The 19,530-nt window shown below is 60.7% G+C and carries 13 protein-coding genes, 2 tRNA genes and 2 pseudogenes; 12 read left to right on the forward strand and 5 right to left on the reverse strand.

The features are described 5' to 3' along the window. The first annotated feature begins 164 nt into the window (after positions 1-164). The 4 genes and pseudogenes from KVG91_RS15905 to KVG91_RS28020 all read left to right on the forward strand — a co-directional run. Positions 165-1,352 (forward strand): ATP phosphoribosyltransferase regulatory subunit, encoded by a 1,188-nt coding sequence (locus KVG91_RS15905; RefSeq protein ID WP_169376947.1) that lies wholly within the window; start codon positions 165-167, stop codon positions 1,350-1,352. Between the two features lie 54 nt (positions 1,353-1,406). Continuing rightward, entirely contained in the window at positions 1,407-2,696 is a 1,290-nt protein-coding gene (locus KVG91_RS15910) for an adenylosuccinate synthase (RefSeq protein ID WP_124361026.1), read from the forward strand. 1,114 nt (positions 2,697-3,810) lie between these two features. Further along, positions 3,811-3,864, forward strand: a pseudogene (locus tag KVG91_RS28015) (hypothetical protein); the annotation flags it as partial. Positions 3,865-4,254: 390 nt separating this feature from the next. After that, positions 4,255-4,770 (forward strand): annotated as a pseudogene (locus KVG91_RS28020) (methyl-accepting chemotaxis protein); the annotation flags it as partial. A 98-nt stretch (positions 4,771-4,868) separates the two neighbouring features. On the opposite strand, the gene KVG91_RS15920 reads toward KVG91_RS28020, so the two are convergent. The 4 genes from KVG91_RS15920 to KVG91_RS15935 form a co-directional block, all read right to left on the reverse strand. Then, positions 4,869-6,422, reverse strand: coding sequence for an ABC transporter permease (locus KVG91_RS15920; RefSeq protein ID WP_169376949.1), 1,554 nt, complete (start codon positions 6,420-6,422; stop codon positions 4,869-4,871). Beyond that, positions 6,422-7,447 carry an iron ABC transporter substrate-binding protein gene (locus KVG91_RS15925; RefSeq protein WP_169376950.1) on the reverse strand — a complete coding sequence of 342 codons (1,026 nt, stop codon included), beginning with the start codon at positions 7,445-7,447 and terminating at the stop codon, positions 6,422-6,424. Before KVG91_RS15925 ends, KVG91_RS15920 begins: the two co-directional genes overlap by 1 nt. 145 nt (positions 7,448-7,592) lie before the next feature. After that, a tRNA-Leu gene (locus tag KVG91_RS15930) sits at positions 7,593-7,679 on the reverse strand. Positions 7,680-7,832: 153 nt separating this feature from the next. After that, positions 7,833-7,919: transfer RNA gene (locus KVG91_RS15935), tRNA-Leu, on the reverse strand. On the opposite strand from KVG91_RS15935, the gene KVG91_RS15940 reads away from it, so the two are divergent. The 8 genes from KVG91_RS15940 (at position 7,894) to dnaB (ending at position 15,455) form a co-directional block, all read left to right on the forward strand. Continuing rightward, positions 7,894-8,079 (forward strand): hypothetical protein, encoded by a 186-nt coding sequence (locus KVG91_RS15940; RefSeq protein WP_169378623.1) that lies wholly within the window; start codon positions 7,894-7,896, stop codon positions 8,077-8,079. The genes KVG91_RS15935 and KVG91_RS15940 overlap by 26 nt on opposite strands. A 64-nt stretch (positions 8,080-8,143) precedes the next feature. Beyond that, complete coding sequence (rnr, locus tag KVG91_RS15945; protein ID WP_217894901.1) at positions 8,144-10,783, forward strand: ribonuclease R; 2,640 nt, start codon at positions 8,144-8,146, stop codon at positions 10,781-10,783. Beyond that, on the forward strand, positions 10,780-11,535 hold the full coding sequence (rlmB, locus tag KVG91_RS15950) for a 23S rRNA (guanosine(2251)-2'-O)-methyltransferase RlmB (protein ID WP_169377820.1): 756 nt from the start codon (positions 10,780-10,782) through the stop codon (positions 11,533-11,535). The genes rnr and rlmB overlap by 4 nt, the downstream gene beginning before the upstream one ends. A 335-nt stretch (positions 11,536-11,870) precedes the next feature. Further along, positions 11,871-12,293, forward strand: a complete 423-nt coding sequence (rpsF, locus tag KVG91_RS15955) for a 30S ribosomal protein S6 (RefSeq protein WP_003236224.1) — start codon at positions 11,871-11,873, stop codon at positions 12,291-12,293. Between the two features lie 28 nt (positions 12,294-12,321). Further along, positions 12,322-12,552, forward strand: coding sequence for a 30S ribosomal protein S18 (gene rpsR, locus KVG91_RS15960; RefSeq protein ID WP_002551829.1), 231 nt, complete (start codon positions 12,322-12,324; stop codon positions 12,550-12,552). Between the two features lie 36 nt (positions 12,553-12,588). Next, positions 12,589-13,482, forward strand: coding sequence for a YybS family protein (locus tag KVG91_RS15965; RefSeq protein WP_169377819.1), 894 nt, complete (start codon positions 12,589-12,591; stop codon positions 13,480-13,482). A gap of 18 nt (positions 13,483-13,500) precedes the next feature. Beyond that, a complete protein-coding gene (rplI, locus tag KVG91_RS15970) occupies positions 13,501-13,947 on the forward strand; it encodes a 50S ribosomal protein L9 (protein ID WP_003171376.1) in 447 nt (148 codons plus the stop codon). Between the two features lie 110 nt (positions 13,948-14,057). Then, the gene (gene dnaB / locus KVG91_RS15975) at positions 14,058-15,455 is read left to right on the forward strand and encodes a replicative DNA helicase (protein WP_169377818.1); all 1,398 of its coding nucleotides are present in this window, start codon (positions 14,058-14,060) and stop codon (positions 15,453-15,455) included. Between the two features lie 3 nt (positions 15,456-15,458). Here dnaB and KVG91_RS15980 read toward each other — a convergent pair whose 3' ends face one another. Then, positions 15,459-19,421 (reverse strand): dermonecrotic toxin domain-containing protein, encoded by a 3,963-nt coding sequence (locus tag KVG91_RS15980; protein WP_169377817.1) that lies wholly within the window; start codon positions 19,419-19,421, stop codon positions 15,459-15,461. Positions 19,422-19,530 lie beyond the last annotated feature (109 nt).

Genomic DNA, 19,530 nt, shown 5'->3' on the forward strand with positions numbered 1-19,530 from the left:
TTCGGCAGGCGTGACAGGTTTTTCGAGGAAAGTGCCCGACGAGGCCGGTTACAGGCCGTTCGTCACGTCGCTCTTGCGCGTGGTTTATGCAAGGGGCGGGTATTTTCTGCTCTACTCAAGGCTCGGCCTAGGGCTGGCCGCCCGGATCAAAGGGGAATGGCGTAATGGCAACGGTAGACCGCTGGCTGCTGCCAGATGGCATCGAAGAAGTACTGCCACCAGAAGCAGCGCGCATTGAAGTTGCGCGTCGCCAGGTGTTGGATCTGTTCCAGAGCTGGGGCTACGAGTTTGTCGTCACCCCGCATATCGAGTACCTGGAATCCCTGCTGACCGGCGCGGGCCAGGACTTGGATCTGCGCACCTTCAAGGTCATCGACCCGCAATCGGGCCGGCAAATGGGCTTCCGTGCCGACATCACGCCGCAAGTGGCGCGCATCGATGCGCACACCCTGCGCCGCGAAGGCCCGAGCCGCCTGTGCTACGCCGGTAGTGTGCTGCACGCACAACCGCGCGCACTGTCGTCTTCGCGTAGTCCGATCCAGTTGGGCGCCGAGCTGTACGGCGATGCCAGCCCGAGCAGCGACGTTGAAGTGATCAGCTTGATGCTGGCCATGCTGCAACTGGCTGACGTGCCGGATGTCCACATGGACCTGGGTCACGTTGGTATCTACCGTGGCCTGGCCCGCGCGGCCGGTTTGTCCGGTGAAGCGGAACAACAGTTGTTCGATGCCCTGCAACGCAAGGCCATCGACGAAGTGATTGCCCTGACCGAAGGCGTGCCTGCGGACCTCGCCGGCATGCTGCGTGCGCTGGTGAACCTGTGCGGTGGCCGTGAAGTGCTGGTGGCTGCGCGCGAGCGCCTGGCCAATGCGCCGGCGCCGGTGCTGGCGGCTCTGAACGATCTGCTGGCGATTGCCGAGCAGTTATCGGCGCGCTTCCCGCAACTGCCACTGTATTTTGACCTGGGTGAATTGCGCGGCTATCACTACCACACCGGTGTGGTGTTCGCAGTGTTTGTACCGGGTGTTGGCCAAGCCATCGCCCAAGGCGGTCGTTATGACGATATCGGCGCCGACTTCGGTCGCGCGCGTCCGGCCACCGGCTTTTCCACCGATTTGAAAACCCTGGTGACCCTGGGGCGTGCTGAGGTCGAGCTGCCGTCTGGTGGCATCTGGATGCCCGACAGTACGGACGCAGCACTCTGGCAGCAGGTTTGCCAGTTGCGCAGTGAGGGTCAGCGTGTGGTCCAGGCGTTGCCTGGGCAGCCATTGGCCGCCGCCCGTGAAGCGGACTGCGACCGGCAATTGATTCTGCAGAACGGGCTTTGGCAAGTATCGCCACTGGCTTCTTGAGTTTTCCTGCCGGCCATCGCCGGCACCAAGTTTGCGCGAATGAGGACAAGTGTTATGGGTAAGAATGTCGTAGTCCTGGGCACCCAATGGGGTGATGAGGGCAAAGGCAAGATCGTTGATCTGCTGACCGAACATGCTGCCGCCGTAGTGCGCTACCAAGGTGGCCACAACGCTGGCCACACCTTGGTCATCGATGGCGAAAAAACCGTCTTGCACCTGATCCCGTCGGGTGTGCTACGCGAAGGCGTGCAGTGCCTGATCGGCAACGGCGTGGTGGTTGCACCGGACGCCCTGTTGCGTGAGATCACCAAGCTGGAAGAGAAAGGCGTACCGGTGCGTGAGCGCCTGCGTATCAGCCCGTCCTGCCCGCTGATCCTGTCCTTCCACGTTGCGCTGGACCAGGCCCGTGAAAAGGCCCGTGGCGAGCTGAAGATCGGCACCACCGGTCGTGGCATCGGCCCGGCCTACGAAGACAAGGTGGCGCGTCGTGGCCTGCGTGTGGGCGATCTGCTCAACATGCCGCGCTTCGAAGACAAGCTGCGTGAACTGGTCGATTACCACAACTTCATGCTGGTGGGTTACTACAAAGAGCCGGCCATCGAGTTTGAAAAGACCTTGGCCGAGTGCAAGGAATACGCCGAGCTGCTCAAGCCGCTGATGCTGGACGTGACCGCCGAGCTGCACGACCTGCGTCGTGCCGGCAAAGACATCATGTTCGAAGGCGCCCAGGGTTCGCTGCTGGACATCGACCACGGCACCTACCCCTACGTGACCAGTTCCAACACCACCGCTGGCGGCGTTGCGACCGGTTCGGGTGTTGGTCCGATGTTCCTGGACTACATCCTGGGCATCACCAAGGCCTACACCACGCGTGTAGGGTCGGGCCCGTTCCCGACTGAGCTGTTCGACGCAGTCGGCGCGCACCTGGCCAAGCAAGGGCACGAGTTCGGTGCAACCACCGGCCGCGCTCGTCGTTGTGGCTGGTTCGACGCCGTCATCCTGCGTCGCGCTATCGACGTGAACAGCATCTCGGGCATCTGCCTGACCAAGCTGGACGTGCTCGACGGTCTGGAAGCGATCAACATCTGCACCGGCTACAAGGATGCAGAAGGCAATGACGTTGCCCCGACTGACGCTGACAGCTACGTAGGCCTGCAGCCTGTGTACGAAGAAGTGCCGGGCTGGACCGAATCGACCGTGGGCGCCAAGACCCTGGAAGAGTTGCCGGCTAACGCGCGTGCCTACATCAAGCGTGTGGAAGAGCTGATCGGCGCACCGATTGACATTATTTCGACGGGCCCGGACCGCAACGAAACCATCGTTCTGCGTCACCCGTTCGCTTAATAAGCTGTTGATGTAAAAAGCAAAGGGCTCCTCAGGGAGCCCTTTGTCGTATCAGCCCTCCAAGCGGCACGACCTTTGCTGTGTTTCTCTCTTTCGCGGTGCTATCAAATTAATGGCACCCGTGGTGGAGGGATTCCCGATGTCTGCCGTTCTCTCATTGTTACAAAGCCGTCTGTTGCGGCCGGTGTTCGTTACCCTAGGTATCGCTCTTTTGGTGCAAGTGTTGGTAGCCGTCGCTCTGACACGAAGCACGGTCACGGCGCTGGAAGCGGATCTGGGCAATCGCCTGGGCATCGATAGCCAGAAACTGTCCGGCGAGCTGGCGCAGGCTGGCAAGGAGGTCACGTCCAGCCTCGATAGCTTGTCCACCAGTACCCGGCAGCGCTTGACGGCGGGGCTTTCGACTCGCCTGCAGGAAGAGCAGAAGCAACTGCGTGCGACCCTGGAAAAAGACCTGAAAGACTCCGCCAATGATATGGCGCAACTGCTGGCCTCGGTGGCGCCTCGCGCCATGTGGGATAACGATGTGCCGACGTTGTCGGAATTTGCCCGGCGCGCGCAGCGCAATCCCAACGTGCTGTTCGTGGTCTATGACGACGCGGCGGGTGAGCATTTGACCCGCTACCTGAATCGCGAAAATCCGATCAACCAGGCGCTGCTGGCCAAGGGCGCGGGTGACCGCGCGTTGGACAAAGTGTTGGATGCGGCCAGGAACGATCCTTCCGTGTACTACGTCGAGGCCTCCATCAGCCCCAACGGGGTGGAAATCGGCAAAGTCCGCATGGGTGTGTCGACCGCGTCGGTCGAGGCGGACCTGCAAGCACTGGACAAGCGTTTCGCCGCGCTGATTGCCAGCGGCGATCAATTGGTTGGCGACAGCCTCAAAGGCGCAGCGGCCGATAGCGCTGCCGCCATGGGCGCGCGCCTGCAATCGGCGCAAGCCACGGCCACCCAGATGACCGCCAACACCACCAGCGCGGTCCAAGAGGCTGCCGGCACCTTGCGCTGGCGTATCGGCATGGGCCTGGCGCTGGTCGGTCTTGGCGTATTGCTGCTGATCGCCATTGTGCTCGGCCGCCGTGTGGTCAACCGCCTGAAGCTGCTGATCGCCGCCATGGATGATCTGGCGGCGGGCGAGGGCGACCTCACCAAGCGCGTGCAGATCAGCAGCAAGGACGAGATCGGCGACATGGCGTCTGCGGTCAATCGCTTTGTGGATAAGTTGCAGCCCATCGTGCGCGAGGCGGGCGATGTGGCCCAGCGTACCGGCGTAGAAATCGGCGCCATGACCTTGCGCAACGCCGGGGCTGATGCCGCGGCAGGCTTGCAGCGCGATGAGGTGGCCGAGAGCCTGCGCGCGCTGTCGCAGATGGCCGATGAGGCGCAGGCCGAAAGTCATGCGATGCAGGCGGCGTTGCAGCAGGTGGTGGATATCCGCCAGGCCACGGATGAGAACTCGCGCACGTCAAACGAAGTGGGCGGCTTGATCGAGGCATTGGCGGGCCAGGTTCAGGCCGGTTCCCAAGTCATCGAGCGGTTGGCGCAGCAAAGCGAGCAGATTGAAGTGGTGCTGACGGTGATTCACGGAATCGCCGAGCAAACCAACCTGCTGGCGCTCAACGCGGCGATCGAAGCGGCCCGTGCCGGCGAAACCGGGCGTGGCTTTGCCGTGGTCGCGGACGAGGTGCGTGCACTGGCGAGCAAGACCCAAAGCTCCACCGGAGATATCCAGGCGCACATCGTGGCGCTGCAGCAGGGTGCCCGGGAAGCGGTGGAAACCATCGGCAAAGCCGGGCGCCAGGCCGACGAAGGCTTGCGGGTGTTGCGCGACAGCGTGCGCTTGCAGCAGACGGTGCAGGCTTCGGTGGAGCAGGTGCATGCCGCCATCGGCTTGGCGACGCGCGCTGCCGAGCATCAGGCCCAGGGCGCCCATGCGGTGCGCGGGCGCGTTGAAGTGATCCATGCCCAGGCCGAGCGTGCCGCGCAGGCGGTGGTGGAGACGACGGCCAGTGGCAAGGTGCTGGATGGGTTGGCGGCGCAGTTGAAGGCGAGTTTGGGGCAGTTCCGGGCCTGAGTTTGTCTTCACCGGCCTCATCCAGGCAAGCCAGCTCCCACATTTTGAATGGGTTCGCAATTCAATATGTGGGAGCTGGCTTGCCTGCGATAGCAGTATCAGCGGCTCAGATACATCCGAGTCGTGAGCAAATACACCGGCAACCCCGACACCACAATCAACAGCGCCGCATAAGGCGCTGCCGCTGCAAACTCCACATTCGACGTATGCGCCCATACCGCCGTCGCCAAGGTATTCAACCCGGTCGGGCTCAGCAACAATGTCGCGGTCAATTCCTTCATCGCATCCAGAAACACCAGCGCAAACGCCGCGCCCAGCGCCGGGAAGATAATCGGCAAGGTCACCCGGCAAAACGCACTGAACGATGACGCCCCCAGTGTCCGCGCAGCCTCTTCCAACTGCGGCGCCGCCTTGTTCAACGCCGTGCGAATCGGCGCCTGGGCCAGCGGCAAAAACAGCAGTGCATACGCAATCAACAGTAACGCCGAGGTCTGGTACAGCGCCGGCACGTAATGCAGGGCGAAATACACCAGGGTCAGCGCGATCACCAGGCCAGGCAGGGCGTGGAGCAGGTACGGCAGGCGCTCGGCCCAGATTGCCAGTTGGCCTCTGTAGCGCACCACCAGCAGCCCCACCGGCACCGCCAGGACCAGGCACAGCGATGCGCCGCCCAGCGACAGCGCCAGGGAAGAGAGCAGTGCTTCACTGATCTCGGCTACCGGGAATGCCGCGGAGGAACCCACCGCCAACCAATAGCCGAGCATCCCCAGCGGAATACCGCTGCCGATGATCGCCAGCGCCAGGCAGTACACCTGGCCCAGGGCTGCCCACTTGCCCAGCCGCACCTGCTCGGCATGCCGCGCCGCGCCCTGGCCGATACGCACATGTCGGCCCTTGCCGCGCACGCGCAGCTCCAGCCACAGCAGCGTCAGGCACATCACCAGCAGCACCGCCGAGAGCATCGCGGCATTCGCGTTGCTGAATTCCAGTTCGAACTGCTGGTAGATCGCCGTGGTGAACGTCTGCAACCCGATGATTGACAGCGCGCCGAATTCCACCAGCATATGCAGCGCGATCAACAGCGCCCCGGCCAGCAGCGATGGCCACAGCAGCGGCAAAGTGATGCGAAAGAACACGCCCCAGCGATTCAGCCCCAGGGTGCGGGCCGACTCTTCCAGGGCGGGATCAAGATTGCGCAGTGTCGCCGCTACGGGCAGAAACACCAGCGGGTACTTCGACAGGCTCATCACCAGGATGGCGCCGGCCAGCCCTTCGAAATTGGCGCTCAGCGACACCCAGGTAAAGCTGCTGACAAACGCCGGCACCGCAAACGGCAAGCACAGGATTACCCCCCAGATGCGCCGCCCAGGCAGGTTGCTGCGCTCCAGCAGCCAGGCCAGGGAAAGGCCGACAACCGCGCACGCCACGGTCACCCCAACCATCAGCGCCAGGGTGTTGCGCAGCAACCCGAAGACATACGGGCGCCACAGCAGGTGCACCGCCTGCGCCCAGCCGGCCTGCCAGGCCTTGAGCCCGACATACGCCAGTGGCAGCAGGCTCAAGCCAACCAGAAGCAGTACGGGCAACAGCAGCCAGATCGAAGGACGTTTGCGCCGAGGGCTGAACCCCGCGGCGCTTAGCGATGGGTTCATCAGTTCAAGCCAACGTCGCGTTCCAGGTCCAGGGCTTCTTCGGCGTTGCCCAGGTCGGCGGGGGTGACTTTCGGCGGTTGCAGCTCGCTGAAAGGCTTGAGCCCGCGGCTGGACTCCATGCCTTTGCGCAGTGGATATTCGGCCGAGGTATTGGTGATGACGCGCTGGCCTTCTTCGCTGGCCATGAACGCCAGCAGTTGCTGGGCTTGCTTGGGGTGTTTGCTGGATTTGAGTGCCGCGGCCGAAGACACGGTGATCAGGCCGCCAGCGTCGCCGTTGGTGAAATAGTGCAGTTGCGAATCCAGGTTGGTTTTTTCCTTCTTCAGGGCAAACCAGTAGTAGTTGTTCACCAGGACGGTGGCCACTTCGCCGTTCTCCACTGCTTTAAGGGCGACCATATTATTGCTGTACACCTTGCCGAAGGCGCGCAGGCCGGTCAGCCATTCTTCGGCGGCTTCGCGACCGTGCAGCTTGATGATTGCCACGGCCTGTTCCTGGAACGCGCCGCTGGTGGGCACGAAACCGACCTTGCCTTGCCACTCGGGGCCGGCAAAGTCCAATACCGATTTCGGCAAATCTTTTTCAGCGATCAATTTGGGGTTGAAGGCCACAACTCGCGTACGTGCGGTGACGCCCATCCAGTCGCCGTTGGCACCGACATAATCCTTGGGCAGCACGTCGAGGGTGCTGGCATCGATTTTGGCCAGCAGGCCTTGCTCGCCGAGTTTGTTCAGCGGCGGTGACTCTTCGGTGTAGATCACGTCGGCAGGCGAGCGATCGCCTTCTTCCACGACTTGGCTGGCCAGCTGGTTGCTGCTGCCTTTGCGTACGTTGACGTGAATGCCGGTCTTGGCCTCGAAGGCTTTGGCGAGTTCATCGCCGACTTCTTTGTGCTGGCCGTTGTAGAGGGTCAGGGAAATCTTGTCGGCGCAATAGGCGGTGGGCGAGAGCAGGGTCAGGCCGAGCAGGGAGAGGGTCAGGCCACGCAGAAGGGATGTTGTGAATCGGTTATCGCGGATCATCATCCGAAGTGTTCCTCGCTTATATGCAACAAATCATTGCAAGGATAAACGATAAAACTTCTCAAGTGCGGCGCAGGGAGGCATTGCGGCTGGAGTTTTTTTGGCTCCGGAAACGAAAAAACCCGCTTTCGCGGGTTTGATCTGAATTTGGTGCCCAGGAGAAGACTCGAACTTCCACGACCTTGCGATCACCAGCACCTGAAGCTGGCGTGTCTACCAATTTCACCACCTGGGCATTATCAGCAGCGCTTGCGCCGTTGATGGGACGAACTATACGGAGCGCTTTTTGATCTGTAAACCCCTGATTCAAAAATATAAATCAAGTTTTTCCGTTGAAAATCAAAGGCCTGAAACGAAAAAACCCGCTTTCGCGGGTTTGATCTGAATTTGGTGCCCAGGAGAAGACTCGAACTTCCACGACCTTGCGATCACCAGCACCTGAAGCTGGCGTGTCTACCAATTTCACCACCTGGGCAGCATCAACAACGTTGCCGTCGTTGATGGCGCGCACTATACGCAGCGTATTTTTAGCTGTAAACCCCTGGCATGAAAAAAGCCTGGAAAATTTCGCCATTGGTCGTGCAAGGTGCGTCTGGGGGGCTGCAAAGGGCTTTAAAAAGCTTGATGACGTCTGAAATTTCCCGTTTCAATACGCGTATGCCAAACTAACCCGCATATAGACAAGGTGAAAACTCTCTAATGGCCGATTGGCAGTCCCTCGATCCCGAGGCCGCTCGTGAAGCGGAAAAATATGAAAACCCTATTCCTAGCCGCGAACTGATCCTGGCGCATCTCGCCGATCGGGGTTCGCCTGCTAGCCGCGAGCAGTTGGTTGAAGAATTCGGTCTGACCACCGAAGACCAGCTCGAAGCCCTGCGCCGCCGCTTGCGTGCCATGGAGCGCGATGCCCAACTGATCTACACCCGCCGTGGCACTTACGCGCCGGTGGATAAGCTCGACCTGATCCTGGGCCGCATCGCCGGCCATCGTGATGGTTTTGGCTTTCTGATCCCGGACGACGGCAGCGATGACCTGTTCATGAGCCCGGCGCAAATGCGCCTGGTGTTCGATGGCGACCGTGCCCTGGCGCGCGTTTCCGGCCTGGACCGTCGCGGTCGCCGTGAAGGTGTGATCGTGGAAGTGGTGTCCCGTGCCCACGAGTCCATCGTCGGTCGTTACTTCGAAGAAGGCGGTATCGGCTTTGTCGTGCCGGATAACCCGAAGGTCCAGCAGGAAGTGCTGATCACCCCGGGCCGCAATGGTGCCGCCAAGGTCGGCCAGTTCGTCGAGGTGAAGATCACCCACTGGCCAACGCCGCGATTCCAGCCGCAGGGCGATATCGTTGAAGTGGTCGGCAATTACATGGCGCCGGGCATGGAAATCGACGTTGCGTTACGCACCTACGATATTCCTCACGTCTGGCCTGAGGCTGTGCTGAAAGAAGCCGCCAAGCTCAAGCCTGAAGTCGAAGACAAAGACAAAGAAAAACGCATCGACCTGCGTCATCTGCCGTTCGTCACCATCGACGGCGAAGATGCTCGCGACTTTGACGATGCGGTCTACTGCGAAGCCAAGCCGGGCAAGCTGCGCCTGTTCTCCGGCGGCTGGAAGCTCTACGTGGCGATTGCCGACGTGTCCAGCTACGTGAAGATCGGTTCGGCCCTGGACAACGAAGCCCAGGTGCGCGGCAACTCCGTGTACTTCCCTGAGCGCGTGATCCCGATGCTGCCCGAGCAGCTGTCCAACGGCCTGTGCTCGCTGAACCCGAAAGTCGACCGTTTGGCCATGGTGTGCGAGATGACCATCTCCAAAACCGGCGAAATGACCGACTACCAGTTCTATGAGGCGGTGATTCACTCCCAGGCGCGCCTGACCTACAACAAGGTCAGCACCATCCTGGAAACGCCGAAGACCAGCGAAGCCAAGGCCCTGCGCAGCGAATATGCCGATGTGGTGCCGCACCTCAAGCAGCTTTACTCGCTGTACAAGGTCCTGCTGGGCGCCCGCCACACCCGTGGCGCGATCGATTTTGAAACTCAGGAGACCCGGATTGTCTTCGGCTCCGAGCGCAAGATCGCCGCGATCACCCCGACGACGCGTAACGATGCTCACAAACTGATCGAAGAATGCATGCTGGCGGCCAACGTGGCCACTGCAGAGTTCCTTAAGAAACACGAGATCCCTGCGCTGTACCGAGTGCACGACGGCCCGCCGCCGGAGCGCCTGGAAAAACTGCGCGCGTTCCTCGGTGAGCTCGGCCTGTCCCTGCACAAAGGCAAGGATGGCCCGACGCCGAAGGACTACCAGGCATTGCTTGCGAGCATCAAGGACCGTCCGGATTACCACGTGATCCAGACCGTCATGCTGCGTTCCCTGAGCCAGGCGGTGTACAGCGCCGACAACCAGGGCCACTTCGGTCTGAATTACGAGGCGTACACCCACTTCACCTCGCCGATTCGTCGTTATCCGGACCTGCTCACGCACCGCGCGATCCGCAGCGTGATCCACTCCAAGCAGAACACCCCGCACGTCAAGCGCGCCGGTGCCATGACCATTCCGAAGGCGCGGATCTATCCGTACGACGAGGCGGCCCTGGAACAGCTGGGCGAGCAGTGCTCCATGAGCGAGCGTCGTGCCGACGAAGCCACGCGCGACGTGGTGAACTGGCTCAAGTGCGAGTTCATGAAGGACCGCGTGGGCGAGTCGTTCCCGGGCGTGATCACCGCCGTGACCGGCTTTGGCCTGTTTGTCGAGCTGACCGATATCTACGTCGAAGGCCTGGTGCACGTCACTGCCTTGCCGGGCGACTACTACCACTTCGACCCTGTGCATCACCGCCTGGCGGGCGAGCGCACCGGTCGCAGCTTCCGCCTGGGCGACACCGTGGAAGTGCAGGTCATGCGCGTCGACCTCGATGAGCGCAAGATCGACTTCGGCATGCCTGATAAGCCTGCCGAAGCGCCGGGCAGCCGTAAAAAACGTGGCAGCGAAGCGACTCCGGTCAGCAAAGGCAAGGGCGCTCCAGCGAAAGCTAAACCTGCGGCCACCGAGCCTGCGCCAGCCAAGCCCGGCCGTCGCTCGTCGACCAAGGAAAAGGCCCCTGAAGCCTATCGCCCAAGCGATGCGGCGGCAAAGAACGCCGAGCTGCGCAAGAGCCGTGAATTGAAGCAGCAGTTGCTCAACGAAGCCAAAAGCGGTGGTAAAGCGGCGTCTGGGGGAAAGTCCCAAGGGGCGGAAAAGCCGTCGAGCAAGCCGAGTAAACACCGTAAAGGCCCGCCCAAGGCGGGTTCGGCTCCCGCCAAGAGCGGCGGGTCGCGCAAACCTAAGGCCAAGCCATGAATCTGGAAAAAATCTACGGCGTGCATGCCGTAGAGGCACTGCTGCGTCACCATCCCAAGCGCGTCAAGCAAGTGTGGTTGGCGGAGGGTCGCAGCGAGCCGCGCGTACAAGCGCTGGTCGAGCTGGCCACCCAAAACAAGGTTGCCATCGGCCAGGCCGAGCGTCGTGAAATGGACGTGTGGGTTGAAGGTGTGCACCAGGGCGTGGTTGCGGACGTCAGTCCGAGCCAGGTCTGGGGTGAAGCCATGCTCGACGAGCTGCTTGACCGCACCGAAGGCCCGCCGCTGCTGCTGGTGCTGGACGGCGTGACCGACCCGCACAACCTCGGCGCCTGCCTGCGTTCGGCGGATGCCGCCGGCGCGCTGGCAGTGATCGTGCCCAAGGACAAGTCGGCCACCCTCACGCCGGTGGTGCGTAAAGTGGCCTGTGGCGCGGCGGAAGTCATTCCGCTGGTCGCCGTGACCAACCTGGCGCGTACCCTGGAAAAACTCCAGCAACGCGGCCTGTGGATCGTGGGCACGGCAGGCGAGGCCGAGGTCAGTATTTATGACCAGGACCTCACCGGCCCGACCATCCTGATCATGGGGGCCGAAGGCAAAGGCATGCGTCGCCTGACCCGCGAACATTGCGATTACCTGGTGCACTTGCCGATGGCGGGCAGCGTCAGCAGCCTGAACGTGTCGGTTGCCACCGGCGTATGCCTGTTCGAGGCCCGGCGTCAGCGTGGTGCCAAGGCTAAAGCCAAGAAGTAATTTGAGCTTGGCATAAATCCAACTGTGGGAGCGGGCTTGTGTGGGAGCTGGCTTGCCTGCGATAGCATCACCTCGGTTTAACTGAAAAGCCGAGGTGCCTGTATCGCGGGCAAGCCCGGCTCCCACAAGAGCCCGCCCCAGTTGTTTTAAGGTGCATGGAAGATTGTTCAAATAATCACCAATCACCTTGCGCCCGTTCTCCCCCTTCTCTACAATTGCGCCCCTTGCCTTCCTGGCAGGCACGCATGTGCCTCTCTGCGGCAGGATCCATAAGTGTCATTCACTCCTTGTCTGACCGTTTTTGAGCGGCAGGCTACAACCCGTAAGGAGCATTCATGCGTCATTACGAAATCATCTTTTTGGTCCACCCGGATCAAAGCGAGCAAGTCGGCGGCATGGTTGAGCGTTACACCAAGCTGATCGAAGAAGACGGCGGCAAAATCCACCGTCTGGAAGATTGGGGCCGTCGTCAACTGGCCTACGCAATCAACAATGTTCACAAGGCTCACTACGTGATGCTGAACGTTGAGTGCACCGGCAAGGCCCTGGCCGAGCTGGAAGACAACTTCCGCTACAACGATGCAGTGATCCGTAACCTGGTCATCCGTCGCGAAGAAGCCGTTACCGGCCAATCCGAGATGCTCAAGGCTGAAGAAAACCGCAGTGAGCGCCGTGAGCGTCGCGACCGTCCTGAGCACGAAGGCGCTGATAGCGCTGACAGTGATGACAGCGACAACAGCGATAACGCTGACGAGTAATCCACGGACCTTTTAAGGAGCCTATCAAATGGCACGTTTCTTCCGTCGTCGTAAATTCTGCCGCTTCACCGCTGAAGACGTGAAGGAGATCGATTACAAAGATCTCAACACTCTGAAAGCCTACGTATCCGAGACCGGCAAAATCGTTCCAAGCCGTATCACCGGTACCAAAGCACGTTATCAGCGTCAGCTGGCCACCGCTATCAAGCGCGCCCGCTTCCTGGCCCTGCTGGCCTACACCGACAGCCACGGCCGCTGAGACCGGGCAGTCGACAAGTAGTAAGGGATTGAATGCATGCGCGCCTTAGCTGAGTTCATCATGCGCGGTCGTGTGCAGGCCACTCTGGTAGTGGCTGGATGTGCAGCATTGCCGTTGTTGTATTGGTTGGGTGCTGCCGCTGGATGCCTCGTGCTCCTGCGGCGCGGTTTGCAGGATGCCGTTGGCGTCCTGGCCCTGGGAGTGTTGGCCGCCTTGATCTGGTGGCTGCAACTGGGCGAACCCAAGGTGCTTCTGGTACTGCTGGGGTCGTCGAGCCTTGCGTTGGTTTTGCGCGCAAGTGAGTCCTGGGTCCGCACGCTGCTGGTCAGCGTGGCATTGGGTTTGGTGTTTTCGGTGTTGATTGACGCGGCTTTCCGCCCGCAAATCGAGGCGCTGGCGCAAGAGATCGTCAAGGTCCTGCCGCTAGCCCTCGGGGAACTCTACCAGCAGTTTTCGGTAGATGAGCGAGCGCGACTGGCAACACTGATTGCACCGGCCCTGATCGGCCTGATGGCGGTAATGATGCAGATCGTCAGCGTGCTGAGCCTGATGCTTGGGCGATATTGGCAGGCGTTGTTGTACAACCCGGGTGGTTTTGGTCGCGAGTTTCGCAGTATCAGAATCCCCGTGGGCCCGGCGATGTTGTTGCTGGCACTCATGGTTATCGGACCGAACCTCGGTTCACAGATGGCCTTGATGGTGCTGTTTTGCAGCGTACCGCTGGTGTTTTCCGGGCTGGCCCTGATCCACGGGCTGGTCGCGCGCAAGCGCCTGGCCAAGTTCTGGCTGGTGGGGATGTACGTGACAATGTTGTTGTTCATGCAGCTGATCTATCCGTTACTCGTGGTTTTGGCCATTGTCGACGGCCTGATTGATTTTCGCGGACGTCTGGCATCGAAAGATGCCGATAGCGCGAACGGTGAAGGTTAAAAGTTAGAGGATTTTCACATGCAACTGATCCTTCTGGAAAAAGTCGCCAACCTGGGCAACCTGGGCGACAAAGTGAACGTTAAGGCCGGCTACGGTCGTAACTACCTGCTGCCTTACGGCAAAGCCACCGCTGCAACCGCCGCCAACCTGGCTGCGTTTGAAGAGCGTCGTGCTGAGCTGGAAAAAGCAGCAGCAGACAAAAAAGCATCGGCCGAAACTCGCGCTGCCCAACTGGCTGAGCTGGAAGTGACTATCACTGCCACCGCCGGTGACGAAGGCAAGCTGTTCGGTTCGATCGGCACCCACGACATCGCTGATGCACTGACCGCCTCCGGCGTTGAAGTGCAGAAGAGCGAAGTTCGTCTGCCGAACGGCACCATCCGCAACGTAGGCGAATTCGACGTAGCCGTGCACCTGCACGCCGAAGTTGAAGCCACCGTACGCGTTGTCGTGGTCGCAGCTTAAGCACTACCCAACTGGCTGGCACCTTGCGTGGCAGCCGGTTAACATCGGGCACGATCCTGTTTACAGGTCGTGCCTTTTGTTTTTCTACACACCCCTAATTTCAAGTGGCCATGAACGATATTTCAGCTCCTGAGCAATACGATCTGCAAACCGCTGCCCTGAAGGTGCCGCCGCATTCCATCGAGGCCGAACAGGCTGTGCTCGGTGGTCTGATGCTGGACAACAACGCCTGGGAACGCGTGCTGGATCAAGTCTCGGACGGTGACTTCTATCGTCATGACCACCGCCTGATCTTCCGCGCCATTGCCAAGCTGGCCGACCAGAACTCACCGATCGACGTGGTGACCCTGGCCGAGCAACTGGACAAGGAAGGCCAGACCTCCCAGGTCGGCGGCCTGGGCTACCTCGGTGAGCTGGCGAAAAACACGCCGTCTGTCGCGAACATCAAGGCCTATGCCCAGATCGTCCGCGAGCGGGCCACCCTGCGCCAGTTGATCGGCATCAGCACCGAAATCGCCGACAGCGCTTTCAACCCCGAAGGCCGCACTGCTGCGGAGATTCTCGATGAGGCCGAGCGGCAGATCTTCCAGATCGCCGAGGCCCGCCCGAAAACCGGCGGCCCGGTCAGCGTCAACGACCTGCTGACCAAGGCCATCGACCGCATCGACACACTGTTCAATACCGATGCGGCCATCACCGGCATTTCCACCGGTTATGCCGACCTCGATGAGAAGACCAGCGGCCTGCAGCCCTCCGACCTGATCATCGTCGCCGGCCGTCCGTCCATGGGTAAAACCACCTTCGCGATGAACCTGGTGGAAAACGCCGTGTTGCGCAGCGACAAGGCGGTGCTGGTGTACTCCCTGGAGATGCCAGGTGAATCGCTGATCATGCGGATGCTCTCGTCCCTGGGGCGTATCGACCAGACCAAGGTGCGTTCCGGCCAGCTGGAAGACGACGATTGGCCGCGCCTGACCTCGGCGGTCAACCTGCTCAATGACCGCAAACTGTTCATCGACGACACTGCGGGCATCAGCCCTTCGGAGATGCGTGCACGTACCCGTCGCCTGGTGCGTGAACACGGTGATATCGCCCTGATCATGATCGACTACCTGCAGCTCATGCAGATCCCGGGCTCCAGCGGTGACAGCCGGACCAACGAAATTTCCGAAATCTCGCGGTCCTTGAAGGCCCTGGCCAAGGAATTCAACTGCCCGGTGGTGGCGCTGTCGCAGCTCAACCGTTCCCTGGAGCAACGGCCCAACAAGCGCCCGGTGAACTCCGACTTGCGTGAATCCGGCGCGATCGAGCAGGACGCCGACGTGATCATGTTCGTATACCGCGACGAGGTGTATCACCCCGAAACGGAACATAAGGGCATTGCCGAGATCATCATCGGCAAACAGCGGAACGGCCCCATCGGCTTTATCCGCCTGGCCTTCATCGGCAAGTACACGCGCTTTGAGAACCTGGCGCCGGGCAGCTACAACTTCGACGATGATGAGTAACGGCTACTGCCTGGAAAACAACTTGCGAATGGTGGCTTCGTCGTATTGGTAGTTCCAGCGTAATTCCGTGCCGGCGGGGATGTCTTCGCTGGCAAATAGCCCGGTGAGTATCATTTGGTCGCTCGGATTGCTGTCTGTGTGGACAGCTACGCGAAATTGCACCGCTTCAACGTTGTAGCCCGACGGAGCCTGACGGATCGGCTGACCCGCCGCGTCATACTCAAAAATGGTGTTTATCCTCGACAGTGCATTGTCGCCGGAGAGCACCCACTGAGTGTTGAGAGCATAGGGTGTCGTCGGCCTCACGCCCTTGATAGGCATCAGGTAAGGGTCTCTGCGCGCCCTGGCGACAAAAAGTGGCAGTATTTCGCCGCCGTAGACACCCAGTGCGGCACCTTTTGTCAGTGGCCGGCGTGTAACCACGGTGGCTTGGCCGATCAGCGAAGATTCCTGACCAGATTTTTGATGGGCCGCCGTGAAAGGCACAACCTCAAGCTTGTCTTCATACAGTTGGGCGACGTTTTCGTAACCTTCCCATTCAAGGTAAGGCCTGAGCGGTTGGCTGGTGTATACGGTGCTGCTGGTCAGGGATGTCGCCTGCGCTTGTATTTGCTTGATTCGCATCGGCTTGCCGAATTCATTGCGCAAGGGGTAGCGGCCATTGTTGGCGCGATCATAAAAGCCACGATAATTTTGGCTATGCTGATAGCCGCGCTGGGTGCGCATGTGTGCCCGCTCCTGACGGGTGAATTGCGCCTGCACCGCGCCTTCCTCGGCGGACCCATAGGGGCTGGTGGAGTGCGCTGACTCAAACTCTTCACTCGACTCCATGTCCTCTGGCGATGGGTCAGGATCGCCGGCTCCCCCCAGCAATCCTTCCTTCGCCGGGTCAATTTCCCAGCCGCCTTCCGCTTTTCTGCGCAGGTAGGGTTGATAGGCCCTGAAGCGGCTGCGGGCGTCGAGCAGTCGCCATCCTGGCGGGTCATGTTTAACCGGATAGAATTTCTGGTTGTCTTGTATGTAGTAGCGATACCTGCCATCGGCCATCGGTGGGCCTTGGTAGATGTCGTCGGCGCGCGCCGACAGCCCGGATATCGATGCCGTTTCAGCAAAGAGTGGGTCGAGTGCTATGCCGTTGGCGCGGGGGAGCCCCGCCGTCGGGATCTGCCCTCGACAAGGTGGCGGCTCTTGCGCCAATAAAGATGGGCCCGCCTGCTGGAGCGCCTGCTCAAGCGTGTGGGCGCCCGATTGCTCCAGAAGCATGCTGCGCTCAGGTGCGCTGAGCGTGCCGTCGATGGCGGCAGGCAGGCTCGTCATTGACGTGGGAGCGCCGCCTTCAGCGGTGTGGAGTGAGTACAGCTCGCCATGACGGATCAACACGTGACGAGCGCTCGCATCCTTTGTGCTGATACCGCCTAGAAGCGGGCCTTGGGGGCTCTCGTCGTAGACTTCGATCCGGTGCGCGTCTGGCCATCCAGGCACCCGCTCCAGGGCATACAGTGTCAGCGGCACGCTTTCACGGCTGCGAAGCGACTTCAGGAACACACTCTCCTGCATGCGCGTGGCGCGGATCGCGTCATTGTATTGCTCCGCCTCCCCGCGCTGCACCGTCGGCAAGCCTTGTCCTGCTTGCAGGTGTTGACGTTCGGACGGTGTAAGCGTGGCCTCGAGTTCTTCAAGATGACTTTCGGACAGCTCAGGCATCAGCGCGTGGAGGGATTGTCCAGCGGGCGTGAGCGCTTTTTCGTTAACTGCGTTGAGTTGCGAAAACAACCACTGTTTTTTTTGCAGCGCCTGCTCTTGCAGGCGTAGGGCGAGGCTTTCGATTTTGGTCAGATAGTCACTGAACGAGGCAGGCAGCAATTGATTGAAATCGACTTGCTCCATCTGTTTCTGCACCGCATGCAGCAAGTCGCCCCGCCGAAATTCGGCCTCGCTCACCCTGATTTCTCTGAGCGCCGTGCCGGTGCTCATCAGCGTATTTTGCTGATCGTCGACCACCTTCAGGGTGTAGCTGTCGGGCCACTGCGGCAACGAGCGGAGCAAGTGAAATTGAATGAGCGGCGAATGCGCCGTCACAGTGCTCCCTTGCGCACGGTCCAGGTTGAAATCGGTGATTTCCTGCTCCAGATTGAAGTGCTTGACCGTGTCACGCAGCAAGGGCGGCGGCCGCACCATGTCCTGGTGGGCTTGGCGCAACGTTGCGGAGTCTACGCCACTGAGCAGCAGGAGGGTTTCAACGGCAGGCGGTTTTATAGCGGCCGCATCGGGTCCCAGGCGCTTGATCAGTTTAAGGGTGTCCCAGTCTTGAGGTGTCTCATGCACGTGACGCCAGCCGCCCACTCCGTTGCTCAACAGCGGGGGTGAATAGCCGAGCGGGTCGGTGGGGTGCGCCAATGCCCATTGCTTGCCATCCGCTGAACGTTTGATGGCATGGACGTGATCGTCCATTTTCAGGAAGTGCTGCTTTTCATGCTGATAAACGCCTTGTTTATCGGCGACCAGGTGCTCGGGGAGTGCCTGTGGGTGACGGTAGGGTTCCAAGTCGGAGTGCCACAGGCGCCAGCCTTGGTTGCGTACCTGCACTTTTACCAGGCCAGCGGTAAAGCGACCGGCCTTGATCACGCCTGCGGTGGCGACGGCCATGGCAATGTTGTCGACCACATCCAGCAGATCCTCCAGGGCTGCCTGGCTGTCGCCCCGACTCCAGGCGGCAAAACCGCTGTATACCGTGCCGACCAACTGAGCGCCTGCGACGACCAGCATCACCTCGCCGACGACGGGCACAAAGGAGGCGGCGAAAAACAGCAAGGACTTGCCCATATCGAGGTAGTACTGCAAACGTTTCTGGCGGCTGATGAGGTCGGCCTGTGCCGTAGGCACCGCCACTTCGCAAGCATCACGTTCGATTTGATCGAAGCGTTGCAGCGCGATGGCGTGAAACAGGGGGTCAGTAATACCGGTCAGCGTTACCGGGTGTTCCAGGCGTGGTGGCCAGACTTTTCCAGGCGAGCCGCCAGACATCCAATCGACCCTGGCAGGCTTTACCGCCAGCAGCGATTCGCGGTTATGCAAGGGCACCAGGTGTTTGAAAAAATTCTGATACGCCGGGCTTAGCAGGCGGCGGGCCATCTGGGTTTGCAGATCCTGCATCGAGGTGTGTTGACGAAGCGCGGCTATGGGATCTTCAGGGGTGTAGAGAAGGGGGCGGGCGTCGGCGTTGGTCTTCTGGATGACCAGCACCGTCGGAATGACAATGGCGTTGAGTGTCAGGTGGCTGCATGTGAGGTCCGGGTGATGGCCGTCGCGAGCCAGGGCGACCAGCTTCTCATACAGACGCAGAGGGAGGTCGTCCTTGAGGTAGGCCTGATGCAGCGCGACTTCGAATCTGTACTGCTCGTGTTTGCGAAATTTTGCGCGCACGGCCTCACTGGAACGAATGACTTCACGAACATGCCTGAGGTAGCTGCCGCCCATATCCAGCTTGCGGCAGAAGCCGGCAAACTGAGTCGGTGAAAATACGGTAGCAAGGCGCCCGCCAGCGACAACGTTGACCAGTACGGAGCCGGCTCCCATGCCGTCGTCCTCTGCCTCCGATGCCTCAAAATTCTGCAGGGCCGCTTCCAGCAGCGTGTGTTCGGTGGTGCCCGCATCCGTGCGCACCAGTCCCAGCAGGTGCGAGGTTTGCCATTGGCGCACCAGGATCGAGGTTTTGGCGTCCAGCAAGGTCAGGTACTCGCGGCGCATGGCGCGCTCAAGCAGGGGCAGGGCAAACGCTTGCGGGCTCTGGATTCGGTTGAAAACCTCTAGGAGCCAGTGCCTGGATTGGTTGCTGTTGAGCAAGCTGGCGCGTAAGGCCGAGCGCAGGTTTGCAGGCGCCCGAGTCAGCCAGGCAGGCAGTTGGCTCTTGATTAAAACTGCATGAGTGTCGGGCGTGGAAGAGGGCGCAGCGGTGTCGATATCCATCGGTATTACCACGAGAGAGGAGTCCAATTGCGACAGCCTATCCAGGGGCGGGCGAGGGCAGGGCCTAGCAAATTAGGGCCCATGCACCGGCAAATCAGGCTAAAGGCGC

Source organism: Pseudomonas azadiae (assembly GCF_019145355.1).
In the GTDB taxonomy this organism is placed as follows: Bacteria; Pseudomonadota; Gammaproteobacteria; order Pseudomonadales; family Pseudomonadaceae; genus Aquipseudomonas; species Aquipseudomonas azadiae.